General features: G+C 31.9%; 13 protein-coding genes. 12 read left to right on the forward strand and 1 reads right to left on the reverse strand.

What is annotated here, in order from left to right; translation table 11 throughout:
- Positions 1 to 40: 40 nt before the first annotated feature.
- From JOC47_RS15715 to JOC47_RS08130, 9 genes are all read left to right on the forward strand, one after another.
- Positions 41 to 226 (forward strand): VOC family protein, encoded by a 186-nt coding sequence (locus JOC47_RS15715; RefSeq protein ID WP_204701566.1) that lies wholly within the window; start codon positions 41 to 43, stop codon positions 224 to 226.
- Positions 227 to 263: 37 nt separating this feature from the next.
- Positions 264 to 407, forward strand: a complete 144-nt coding sequence (locus JOC47_RS15720; protein WP_204701567.1) for a VOC family protein — start codon at positions 264 to 266, stop codon at positions 405 to 407.
- Between the two features lie 163 nt (positions 408 to 570).
- A complete protein-coding gene (locus tag JOC47_RS08100) occupies positions 571 to 1,311 on the forward strand; it encodes a hypothetical protein (protein ID WP_204701568.1) in 741 nt (246 codons plus the stop codon).
- A gap of 18 nt (positions 1,312 to 1,329) precedes the next feature.
- Positions 1,330 to 1,770, forward strand: a complete 441-nt coding sequence (locus JOC47_RS08105; RefSeq protein WP_204701569.1) for a hypothetical protein — start codon at positions 1,330 to 1,332, stop codon at positions 1,768 to 1,770.
- 46 nt (positions 1,771 to 1,816) lie between these two features.
- Entirely contained in the window at positions 1,817 to 2,428 is a 612-nt protein-coding gene (locus JOC47_RS08110) for an IS607 family transposase (protein ID WP_204701570.1), read from the forward strand.
- 28 nt (positions 2,429 to 2,456) lie between these two features.
- Positions 2,457 to 3,986 (forward strand): transposase, encoded by a 1,530-nt coding sequence (locus JOC47_RS08115; RefSeq protein ID WP_204701571.1) that lies wholly within the window; start codon positions 2,457 to 2,459, stop codon positions 3,984 to 3,986.
- 100 nt (positions 3,987 to 4,086) lie between these two features.
- The gene (locus JOC47_RS08120; RefSeq protein WP_204701572.1) at positions 4,087 to 6,093 is read left to right on the forward strand and encodes a SwmB domain-containing protein; all 2,007 of its coding nucleotides are present in this window, start codon (positions 4,087 to 4,089) and stop codon (positions 6,091 to 6,093) included.
- Positions 6,094 to 6,194: 101 nt separating this feature from the next.
- Positions 6,195 to 6,512: a carbohydrate-binding protein gene (locus JOC47_RS08125; RefSeq protein ID WP_204701573.1), complete on the forward strand. Its 318-nt coding sequence runs from the start codon at positions 6,195 to 6,197 to the stop codon at positions 6,510 to 6,512.
- Positions 6,513 to 6,936: 424 nt separating this feature from the next.
- The gene (locus JOC47_RS08130) at positions 6,937 to 7,401 is read left to right on the forward strand and encodes a redoxin domain-containing protein (RefSeq protein ID WP_204701574.1); all 465 of its coding nucleotides are present in this window, start codon (positions 6,937 to 6,939) and stop codon (positions 7,399 to 7,401) included.
- 382 nt (positions 7,402 to 7,783) lie between these two features.
- Here the strand turns inward: JOC47_RS08130 and JOC47_RS08135 are convergent, their stop codons facing one another.
- A complete protein-coding gene (locus tag JOC47_RS08135; RefSeq protein WP_204701575.1) occupies positions 7,784 to 8,725 on the reverse strand; it encodes an aldo/keto reductase in 942 nt (313 codons plus the stop codon).
- Positions 8,726 to 9,314: 589 nt separating this feature from the next.
- Between JOC47_RS08135 and JOC47_RS08140 the strand changes: the two genes are divergently transcribed.
- The 3 genes from JOC47_RS08140 to JOC47_RS08150 all read left to right on the forward strand — a co-directional run bounded on the left by JOC47_RS08140 (position 9,315) and on the right by JOC47_RS08150 (position 12,352).
- A complete protein-coding gene (locus JOC47_RS08140) occupies positions 9,315 to 10,532 on the forward strand; it encodes a glycosyltransferase family 4 protein (protein ID WP_204701576.1) in 1,218 nt (405 codons plus the stop codon).
- Positions 10,533 to 10,635: 103 nt separating this feature from the next.
- Positions 10,636 to 11,574 (forward strand): hypothetical protein, encoded by a 939-nt coding sequence (locus JOC47_RS08145; protein WP_204701577.1) that lies wholly within the window; start codon positions 10,636 to 10,638, stop codon positions 11,572 to 11,574.
- 25 nt (positions 11,575 to 11,599) lie between these two features.
- Positions 11,600 to 12,352: a PHP domain-containing protein gene (locus JOC47_RS08150; RefSeq protein WP_204701578.1), complete on the forward strand. Its 753-nt coding sequence runs from the start codon at positions 11,600 to 11,602 to the stop codon at positions 12,350 to 12,352.
- The last annotated feature ends 77 nt before the right edge of the window (positions 12,353 to 12,429 follow it).

Genomic DNA, 12,429 nt, shown 5'->3' on the forward strand with positions numbered 1-12,429 from the left:
CGAGAAATATAATACTTAAAATTTATTGGAGGGATAGTTAATGCAATTTCAATTAACCACTATTCATGTTAATGATTTAGAAGAGTCACTAAACTTTTATCAAGATGTTTTAAATTTAGCAGAAGTTAAGCGCTTAAATCCCCGTCCAGGAGTAGAAATTTCTTTTCTACAGGATGAGGGAGGAACGATTGAATTAATAAGCAGGGGAAGAAGTAGAAGCAGATAATGATTGTCCTGTGTCTATTGGATTTGCAGTAGAAGATATGGCAGAAACTATTGCAGATTTAGAAGCTAAAGGGATTGAATTACTGCGCGGGCCAATAGAGACTCCTAATGGAACTAAATTGGCATTTATCGAAGATCCTAATGGTGTAGAAGTAGAATTCATTGAAAATTTAACTTTATAGTAGTTTCTCAACCTGTCCCGAGCCTAGTGCTCGGGATTTTTTTATGTGTCAATTATGAGCATGAGTTGAAATTATAGTAATAAAATGTTATAATAAAGAAAGTAAAAACATAATTAGAAATAAATTCAATAAAAAGTTTGGGTTTATAAAGGAGCGAAAGATAGTGCAATCTGAAAAAATAATCAAATTAGCAGTTTTAAATCTAGGGTTAGCAGTGTTAGAAATTATATTTTTTTCAGAAGGTTTGCTAGGAATTCAGTTAAGAGGAGGAAGAGCTTTTGAAACAGCATTGGGAGTAACAATAGTGGTGCTTAGTTTTGTTATCTTTATTATGGGGAATTATAAATTATTATTTGAGAAAGAAGAAATTATTAATACAGTTAACCTTAATACTACTGCTGACTATATTGAAGCTCTTAAACAAAATAAAAGTAAGAAACTATTTACTAAAGATATTGATAATATTTTAGAGCAAATAGACAGGTTTAATAATAAGAAAGAAACAATCAAGGATATGCTACTGCAGAAGTTTAATGATGATGAACTTAGTTATTCTAAGTTTGAAGGTACAGTTTTAGATATTGAGCATATATTTTATATAAATATTAAAAGTATTATTAATAAGTTAAATGCCTTTGATGAAGAAGATTATAATTTTATTAAGAGTAGTGAGGCTCAAGAAAATTATTCACCAAAGTTTATTAAAAATAAGAGAAGTATCTATCATGAGTATATTTCTTTTATTAAAGATTCTATAGAAGATAATGAGGTGATATTACTGAAATTAGATAAATTACTTTTAGAAATCTCTAGATTTAATAGCTTAGAAGATGGAGAAATAGAGCAGATGGGGGCTATGAAAGAAATAGATGAATTAATTAAGCAGACAAAATTATTTAAATAATAAAGAGGAGTGAGAGAAGTGAGCAGTAAGAAGAATTTATTAACTATAGTACTGAGTTTACTTTTATTAGGGATAGGTGTTTTTGTTATTGTCTATGGGGGTATGACTTTAACAAAAGATATAGGTAAAAGCAATCAAGTGGTTTCGAAAGAAAAAGCCCAGCAAACTTTGCAGGATACATATAACGATATAACTGTTAAAAAGAATAAGCCTAGAAAAGCCTTAGTTGATATCAAGAAAAGTAGTGTTAAAGATTCTCTACCCGATATATCTAAATTTTCTGTGCAAGTTCAAAATTCAACGACAGAGTTTATTGAAATCTTTTCTTCGCCGGAAAAAGCAGGGCCAAGAAAAGATGGTTGGTTAATTGAAATAGCTAAAGATTTTAATAATGCAGGGATAAAAGTAAAGGGGCTTCTAAACAGTTTAATTATTTATAATCAAATATACTTATTTTGATGTATAAATAGATAGATTTTGGTTATATTATTAATAGGTGATAAAAATGAAACTATCAATTAAAGAAGCAGCTAATTTTTTAGGAGTTGCAATTTCAACTCTGAGGCGTTGGGATAAAGAAGGGAAATTAGTTCCTGAACGTACTGTAGGTGGGCATAGAAGATATGGCAAAAAGAAGTTAATTGCTTTTCAAACTAAAGAGGATAATCACAGCCGATTAACTATTGGTTATTGCAGAGTTTCTAGTAATAGTCAAAAAGATGATTTAGAACGACAAATAGATAAAGTTTCTAGTTATTGTACAGCTAATGGTTATCAATTCAGGATTATTAAAGATATAGGTAGTGGTCTTAATTATAAGAAAAAAGGACTTAAAGAACTTATTAAATTAATTGAAAGTAGGGAAATTGGAAGAATTGTAGTTAATTATAAAGATAGACTTATCAGATTTGGATATGAAATGTTTGAACAGATATGCGAGTTAAATGATGTCAAAATTGAAATAATAAATTATACTGAAGATAAAAGTTATCAAGAAGAATTAGTAGATGATGTATTGTCAATTATTACAGTATTTTCAGCTAAATTATATGGAAGTCGCAGTCATAAATCTAAAAAGATAAAGACAAGTAATAAAGAATTATTTACTATTGATTAAACATATTAAAGTTAAAGGAGAAAACTAGATGCTGCGCACAAGCAAAATATTAATCAAAGATCAAGACTTTAAAGAATTTGCAATTGAGAAGGTATATTTAACAAGGCATTTTGAAAATATGCTGCTTATTTTATTAGAGCAAGATTATAAACAAGAGATTGGGGATAGAAATTTGATTTCTAATCCTTATGTAATGAGAGCAGTGATTAGAGATACCAAAGGTGGTCAACATGCTGAAAAAGTAGCCTACATGAAAGAAAAATATAAAGATCATGATCTAATGCAGGATTTAATTGAAGTTGGGAAACAACTTAAAAAAGATAACCTCGTCATGACTATTAGAAAAGTACGAGGTAATTTTAAATCTTTTTACACTAAAAACAAAAAAGGTGATAAAAAAGCCAAACCACCCAAACCTAAAAGTTTATCTTCACTAAATCACTATACTCTTTTAATTGATAATGATAAAGGTATAGGACTTTCTTATTTAAAGAAAGGTAAAGACAAATTAGGTATAACTCTGGACCATGATAGAGGCAGACAATATATAAGAGTTAATCAGCAAAAGCTAAAACAGTTAGTGGATGGTGACCTAGATAACATTCAATCTATTAATTTACAGTATTCTAATGGTGAATTGTACCTATTAGTTACTTATCACCATAATAAAAAGGTGCAAAATAATAAACCGCATAAGATTGCAGGTTTAGATATAGGGGTTAATAATCTAGCAGCAGTTTATATAGAGGATAAAGATAGCCCTAGTCTGATAGTAGATGGTAAGAAGTTTAAGAACTATAATAGTCAATTTAATCGGCAAATAGCTAAATTGTCTAATGCTATTGACACTCTAGAATCTAAAACTAGAAAGAAATATTTAAGAGAATATATAAATTTTCTCTTCGAAAAGAGAAACAGGTTTTTCTATGACCAGTTTCATAAAGTCAGTAAAAGAGTGTTGGAATACCTCGATAAACATAATGTCACTGAACTGGTTATATCATATACTCTTAATGATATGAAAAACAATGGCAATTGCAATATGCAGAAAAAAACAAAGCAAAATTTTATCCAAATTCCATTTATTAAACTATTAGAATATCTAGAGTATAAAGCACAAGATTTTGGAATTGAAGTGACAGTTGTTGATGAAGGATGTACATCAAAGTCTAATTCTTTTACTAAAGAAGTTTATAAAGCTAAATCATTACAGAAAAAGATTAAAGATCTAAAAAATCAACAAGATAAGACTGAATCTGATATTGAATATCAAGAATATCAGCGTTTAATTGATGCTTGCAAGAAATTGTTGAAAAACTACAATTATTCAGGTAGGCGAGTTGAACGTGGGTTATACGTTGATGGTGTAAATGATTTAGCAATAAATTCCGATATTAATGGAGCAAGAAATATTTTAAAATTAAGTCCCAACTATCAAGAGCAGAAATGTACTAATCTTTCTAAACTCTGTAACCCAATTAAAGTAAATAGTGATTACGAATTTGCCAAACTGCTTAAAGATAGCTGGGACTATGAAATTAAGAAGAAAGTAGTCTAAAAAGCACCCCCGAGTCTTTTTAAGATAGGGTTTGTGGATAAGAACACTGTAACTTTGGTGTTAACGCTGTAATCTACTCATTTGTTAATTTTGATTAGCTTTGAGCAGATATAAATCAGCGGCAACAGCTCCCGTTGATATTAATTTAAGCAACACTGACCAAATACTTCCCACATTAAAGCAAGCCGTAGTAAAAAATTCCACAAATATTGTACTTACTATGAGTGAAATAGTAAATACAAGTGATGCGACTGGTTTTATTGTGAAAATTAATGGGACTGCAGTAACAATTGCTAGTTTAAATGGTAGTGGAACAGAGGTTTTAACTTTGACTTTAGATACTAAAGTTAAAAAAGAAGATACAGTAACTTTAAATTATAGTGGAGGTAATGTAAAAGATATTGCTGGCAATGAATTAGCTGATATCAGTGGACAAGCAGTAACTAATACTGTAGAAGCAATTACTTTCCATTATGCAATGCCGAGTTGGGGTGATTCAGGAACAGTAAATTTATCTTATTATAAGAATGGGGAAGAAAGTGCTTCAGGATTAAGTATGACTAAGAATAGCAGCTGGTATGAAATTACAGTAGCAGTAGAAGATGCAGCAGCTACTACTGAATTTGTGATTGAGTTTTCTGATAGTGGAACAAAGAAGTTTTTGAAAGCAGATGATTTTAGCTCTAACGTTACTTATAGCACAAGTACAAATAATATTTGGATTGATGCACGAAATATTACAAATTGGGGCGGAGACAATTATTATTTAGAGAGCACTAAATATAGTGATACAGAGATAGATATTACAGCACCAAGTTTCAGTTCTGGGCCAAGCACAGCCAATATCACGGGGACATCATTTGATTTGAATGCTACGCTTAATGAAGCTGGAACAGTTTATTATGTAGTAGTTAATGATCAAGCTAGTGCGCCAAGTGCTGCGCAGGTAAAAGCAGGAAATAATGCTTTAGGAGCTGCAGCATTAGCAAATGGTAGCAAGACAGATAGCGGCAGTGGAGTTGCAATCACTGTCACAGCTTTAAGTGAAAAGATTGCTTATGATGTTTATGTAGTAGGAGAAGACGAAGCCACACATCCTAATTTACAAGGTGATGCAACTAAATTAGAGGTTACAACTCTTGATGAAACAGCACCAACTGTGAGTAATGCAGTAGTAGAAGATACAGCACCAAAAGATGTAGTCTTAATAATGAGTGAAGTAGTAACTGCTACAGATGCTAGTGGATTTAGTGTTAATGTAAATGGAAGTCCAGTAGCTGTTAATAGTTTAAGTGGTAGTGGAACAGACACTTTAACTTTATCTTTAGCTGTTGAAATTGTAATAGGGGATGTAGTTACAATTGATTATAGTAATGGTAATGTCAAGGATAGTGCTGATAATTTATTAGTTGATTTCAGTTCTCAGTCAGTAACTAATAATACCATAGTCATTATTGATGGTGATATAGGTGAAGCAGATTATAATTCACATTATACAGATGTTATGGGAGCTGGGCATGAAGTATATAACTGGGGTGATAATGCTCCGACGATTGGTGAAGTTAAGACTGCCAGAGATGAAAATTATTTATATATTGCTGTCCAAGCTAGAACAGCTAACGATGGAAATAAAGAAAGTTTTCATATTTTAATTGATGAAGATAATGATAACACTACAGGGAAAAAAGATTTTTCTACTACTCCATTTTATAATCAAACTTATAATACAGAAGTTGGGGTTGATTATGCTATTTATGTAGAACCATCTGGTTATAAGGGTAATGGTTATATTTCTTATATTGATATTGCCACTGATGGTTCTGATAGTCAAATCAGAGGTGGAGAAATGGGGACTACTTCAGAATTAGGTAGTTTAGACGCACCACGCAGTGCTGATAGTGATTTTGCTTTTGAACTAAGAATTCCTATTTCTGAGTTGAGTAATTTTGATAGTAGTTCAAAATTAATTATTACAGCTGCTCCAAGGTATAATACTACTCATGTACATGATATTACTCCTAATAATGGCAATAGTATTGCCAATGATGACAGTGATAGTAATGAAATAATTACTATTCCAGCAGCAGATAGTCTCAGCGGAATGTAAAAGAAGATTAATTAAAAAGTTGTTTTATTTTTCCTGCAATAAAAAAGATTTAATTACCTCATACTACTATTGATATCTATATTTATAGGGGGAATTAGAGGATGGATGATGCTAAGATAGAAGTAAAACCAACACCAATTACTGCAGGAGAAAAAGTTACTATCTCTTACAATGGAATATTAGCTGAATCTGGCGCAGAGAAAGTATATCTTCATGCTGGAATAGGTTTCAATGATGAATGGCGAGATGTAACTAGTATTCAAATGAAAAAAGAGGATGCAGAAAAGTGGCAGGCACAACTTAAAGTTAATACTACTGACCGCTTTAACTTTTGTTTTAAAGATTCTGCTGAAAATTGGGATAATAACCAAGGTAGTAATTGGAGTTTTGAAGTACATGATGGACAGCAATATAATTAAGAAAAAGCAGTGACAAGAAAAGACAGTAAAGAGAAGTAAAGAGTGAAGAGTGAAGAGTAAGAAGTAAAGAGTAAGGAGTAAGGAGTAAAGAGTGAAAAGTAAGAACAGTAAGAACAGTAAGAACCATAAACCCTAAAATCACTTTCGGGAAGAAAGATGAATGACTGATGTAGAGACTAGGCATTGCCTAGTCTACGAACTATCACCCAGAAAAATAATTATTGGGAACAGTGAGTAGTGGGTAGTAAAGAGTGACAAGTGAAAATAGAGAAGAAATATAAAAGCAGGGATAATCCCTGCTTTTATATTTGAGAGTTAAATTGTTAAAGTAAATCATTGACAAGATATAGTAAATCATTTATAATAACAATAACGATAATTATTATCATTTAAACATAATAAAATTTTAGGAAGGGTGATAGTTATGACTGTAGAAGTAGGAACTAAAATAAATGATTTTACTTTAACTGACCATAATGAAAATGAAGTCAATTTATCTGATTTGGAAGGGCAGAAAGTATTATTATCTTTTCATCCGTTGGCGTTTACAAGTGTCTGTGCTAACCAGATGCAAGGGTTAGAAGCTAATTATGAAGAATTAGAAGAATTAAATATTGTGCCGTTAGGAATTAGTATTGATGCAGTGCCTGCTAAAAAAGCGTGGGCAGAAGAATTAGGACTAGAAAAGTTACAATTAGTATCTGATTTTTGGCCTCATGGTGGATTAGCTAAAGAATTAGGAATCTTTAGAGATGAAGATGGATTTTCAGAAAGAGCTAATATTTTATTAGATGAAAATGGAGAAGTTATTTATTCTCAAGTTTATGAAATTTCTGAATTGCCTGATCCGCAAGAAATAATTGATTTCGTTAAGGGCAGTGATGAGTAATTAGTGATGAGTGAGGAGTAAAGAGAGAAAAGCAGTAAGAATAGTAGCTGGTAGTTAAATTTGGGGAAATTGCAATATATAGATTGCGCAGCTAATAAAGAGAAAAGTAGAGAGAACAGGACTGCACGGAGTGTTTTTTGAATTTTAAAAACACGGAGGAGACGGTTAAAAGTAGTAATCAGTGAAGAAAGTGAAGAATAAAAAATTGAAGAATAGAAAAGCAGTGAAAAAATAAAGATAAAAAACTGAATACCAATCCCGTTTTTTACTTAATATATAAAGGCATGGCTATTTAGCCATGCCTTATAATATATTTTTATTAATCTTTTAACTTGTTACTCTTTACTCATGACTCGTCTCTAAATGGGCGACAGCCCATGCTTTATTTTATGACTTTATTGGATGCTTTAGTTAATCTTTCTATTTCAGCAGCAGAAAGATCCCAATCTGCTGCTCCAGCATTTTGCTTGGCTTGTTGTGGTGTTTTGGCTCCTACTAAAGCAGTAGTGATTCCTTCTTGTTGACGAACCCAATTAATTGCTACTTGGACAATAGGAGCATTATGCTCTGCAGCTATTTCTTCCATTACATCAATTAAATCTAATGTTTGAGACCAAGTTTCTTCATCATAGAAAGGATAGAATTGACTTCGTTTATCATCATCATCAAATTCTGGAGGTTGATCATATTTTCCAGTTAAAATCCCGCCCCCGATAGAACCATAAGATAAATTACCGATATTATGTTCTACACAATAAGGTAATTCTTCTGTTTCAATCTCACGCTGTAATAAAGAATAGTGCGGTTGTAAACTAACTATATTAGTTAGATCAGTTATTTCTTCTAATAGTTGTTTATCAAAATTAGAAACTCCTAAGTAGCGAAATTTACCTTCTTCTTGTAATTTTTCTAATTCGGCAACTGTTTCTTCTAATGGTACATTAGTATCGGGCCAGTGGATTTGATAGAGGTCAATTGTGTCGATTCCCAGTCTGTCTAAAGAATCATTAACTTGCTTTCTGATCGTAGATGGACTCAAATCCCGAACCAATTCTGCTCCGTCGCGATAAACTCCACACTTAGTAGCAATTAGAACCTGCTCTCTATATCCTTTAATTGCTTCTCCAACAACTTCTTCTGAGTGCCCGTCTCCATAAGGCGGAGCAGTATCGATTAAATTAATTCCTGAATCAATAGCTTGTCTAATAGCGGCTATTGATTGTGAATCATCAACTTCTCCATAAAAATCACTTCCTAAGGCCCAAGTTCCTAAACCAACTACTGAAACTTCTAAGTCGCTATTTCCTAATTTTTCATATTGCATACTATCACTCCCATTTTTATATTATTTCACATTTGCTTATTAAATTGCATATTATCTATATAAAGTGTAACTTCGAGATGGCTGAGCAAGCATTTCTTCGTTAAGAAATTTAGGATGATTCGTCTAAAATTCATTCAAGTAAAATCAATTTCACTTAATTTAAATTGGAAATTAAGTAATACAAAATTGATTTTACTTTCACTTCATTAAGACTCATTAACATCCTAAATTTAATGCCACTACGAAAAACTTGCTCAGCCATCTAATGATAGTTTTACTTTAATAGTGGGGTCAGGGATTATCTTAAAGTGAGGTTACTTATTTTCTGATTGTGCCTCTTGGTTTTGAATTTACTACTAGCTACTAGCTTTTATCTACTAGCTAGTGGCACGATAGTGCCACTTTATATAGATACATCGTAATATTAGGATTTATAGATAGAAATAGTAATTCCTGGTTTGAAATAAAAATAATTATTATTAATAAGAAAACTTTGCATTAAATGAATAAAAAAAATTAGCCTGACAATACTATTTAATACATTAATAATTTGCTTTTTTATTTTTTGGGATAATGGGGGTAATAATTAATGAAATTATTGGTTTTGTCATGGGAGTATCCTCCCTGTCATGTAGGGGGATTAGCTAGTCACTTATCTGATTTATTACCGGAATTAGTGAAAGAAGGAGTAGAAGTTCATCTCATAACGCAAGGATTATCAGATACGGAAGAATATGAAATTGAAAAAGGGATTCATGTTTATCGAGTACCTCCAGTTGAGATTGAAACAAATGATTTTGCATCTTGGGTGCTGCAGTTTAATTTTAAATTAGTAGAAAAAGCAATTGAAGTAATCAACTACCATCGTATTGATTTGATTCATAGTCATGATTGGTTAGTGAATTTTGCTGCTCAAACTTTAAAACACAGTTATAAGTTGCCGTTAGTAACTACAATTCATGCTACGGAAGTGGGAAGAAATCAAGGGTTGCATAATGAGCAACAACGGTATATTAATGATATCGAATGGAAGAGCACTTATGAAGCATGGAGAGTAATCTGTTGTAGCCAGTATATGAAAGATGAAGTAAGGGATCATTTTTCGTTACCAGATGATAAGGTACAAGTAATTAATAATGGAGTAAAAAAAGAGAACTTTAGCAGTGACCTTCCTCAATCTTTTAGGGATAACTATGCTCGACCTGAAGAGCGAATAGTGTATTTTATTGGTCGCTTAGTACGCGAAAAAGGAGTTCATGTCTTAATCAATGCTGCTCAAGAGGTGTTGGCCCATAATTATAATGTGAAGTTTATTATTTCTGGGGAAGGGCCGGCACAAATGTGGTTAGAAGATCAAGCTGCTCAGTTAGGAATTAGAGAAAAAGTTTTGTTCACTGGATATGCTGATAAAAAACTTCGTAATAACCTTTATCAGATAGCAGATGTGGCAGCATTTCCTAGTTTGTATGAACCATTTGGAATTGTAGCTTTAGAAGCGATGGTGACTCAAACGCCGGTAGTAGTTTCTGATGTAGGTGGTTTTAGTGAGATTATTGAGCATAATAAAAATGGACTCAAAGTTTATCCTGGTGATAGTGCATCTTTAGCTCATAACTTGTTAAGAGTTTTGTCTGACCATAATTTAGCTGCTAATATAATTACTAATGCCTATCAAGAGGTTAAAACTGAATACAATTGGAAAACAATAGCTAATAAAACTATAGATGTTTATCAAGAAGTACTACAAGAGTATGATGAGATTAATTGGGGAACCCAAGAAATCCAGCAGAAGTTAGCCACAATTTAGTAAAAAATGGACTCGCTAAGAGTCCATTTTTTAATTAGTTGGAGGAAATCTAGGCTAACTATTGAATTAGTACTATAGATATTGTAATTTGAGGTGGTTAATTATGTTAATTAAACTATTATTAGCTATAGTTATTACACTACTATTTTATGTGCGGCATAAAGTAGGATTTAAAATGAAAATATTTTTTCATCCTTTATTATTAGCTCCTGCTTTAGGATGGTTGCTTAGTCCATCAGTATTAGGAGTAAGTGAAGGAAGTTTTAGTGCTGGGATAATCATTGGAGTATTGACAGAATTATTATGGGGTAGTAACTTAGTAGATTTTACGGCTGGGTTACAGTATGGATTATTAACTAGCTTATTATCTGTTTCGCTAGTAGCTCTGACAGCTAATATAAATTTGCTGTTTCCATTGAGTCTAGTAGTATTATTGCTTTATAGCTGGCAAGAGACAGTGGCTTCCTATTTCTCGGAAAAAAAGTGGTATATTTATTTAATGGGAGTCTTTAATTTTTTAATACTATTAGGAGCGCCCTTAGTAGAAAAGATATTAGGATGGTTGCCTGCTGAAATATTAGGTAATATTACAGTAGCAGAAGGGCTGATTCCAGCAGTGGCTTTAGGATTTATTTTTGTGCAGGGAATTTTTCCTGTCTTTAAACGAGATAACATCTGGTATTATGCTTACTTATTAGCAGTGTTAATGACTACAGTGTTGATGATTAATGATGAACCATGGGCTGTATTTTTCTTCCCATTAGTCTGGTATTCAATTTATTATTTATGGAATCAGACTAAAGAGGTTAAGTTTAAAAAATATTTTAGATATTCATTAGCAGTGATAGTAGTTATTACAGCAGCACTATTTTTAAAGTTTGATAGTTCTTATATTACAACTAATGTGCAGTATGTATTATGGGCAGAATCATTAGTAGCTTTATTTGCAGTATTAAGATTTTTAAAGTTGACAGCTATTGAAGGTTATTTCATTATGATACTATTGAGTATTATTGGTAGTAAGATTGGAATGTTTATTTAAATTTAATTATTGAGGAGCGAAGTTAGTGCGTTTAACGGCAGATTATCACACCCATACTCTTTATAGTCATGGAGAAGGAAGAATTAAAGATAATATTGAGGCAGCAATTGGACAAGGATTATCGGAAATTGCTATTGCTGACCATGGGCCAAAAAGTCAGAGTATTAGACGCTTTGGAGTTAAGAAAGCTGAAACTCTCTTAGAAATAAAAAAGAAAATTGATGAATATAATGAATATTATCCTGAGATAAATATTTTAGCAGCAGTTGAGGCGAATATTATCAACTTAGATGGAGAAATTGATGTGCCTGTAGAAGTGTTAAAACAATTAGATAAAGTGTTAGTCGGATTTCATTTGTTTATCAGACCAGGTGATTGGAAATCATTGTGGGGCATTATTGTTAATAATGCTATTATTGGCAAATTAAGATTTAATAATGATAAAATTAGAAAAATGAACACTGAATTAATGATAAAAGTTATGGATAATTATGAAGTGGATATTATAACTCATCCTGGTTATCAAGTTGATATTGATACTAAAGTTTTAGCTACTGAGGCCGCTAAACGAAATGTAGCTTTAGAAATTAATGCTAAGCATGGTTTTTTAACTGAGGAATTCCTTAAAGTAGCAGCTCAAGAAGGAGTTAAGTTTAGTTTGGGGAGTGATGCTCATACTCCTCAACAAGTAGGGGAAGTTACTCCAGCCTTGGAATTAGTGCAGCGTTTAGGAATCCCCCCCTGCTCAAGTTATAAATGTTCAATAATAAGTAAGTAATATAAAATGAGGAGTCTCGGCTAAATTTAGATCTGTGCTCAGTACTATGAATTAAGCAACTAATTTAGCTGATAGTA

Origin of the sequence: Halanaerobacter jeridensis, from assembly GCF_016908315.1 — a bacterium.
Classification (GTDB): domain Bacteria; phylum Bacillota; class Halanaerobiia; order Halobacteroidales; family Halobacteroidaceae; genus Halanaerobacter; species Halanaerobacter jeridensis.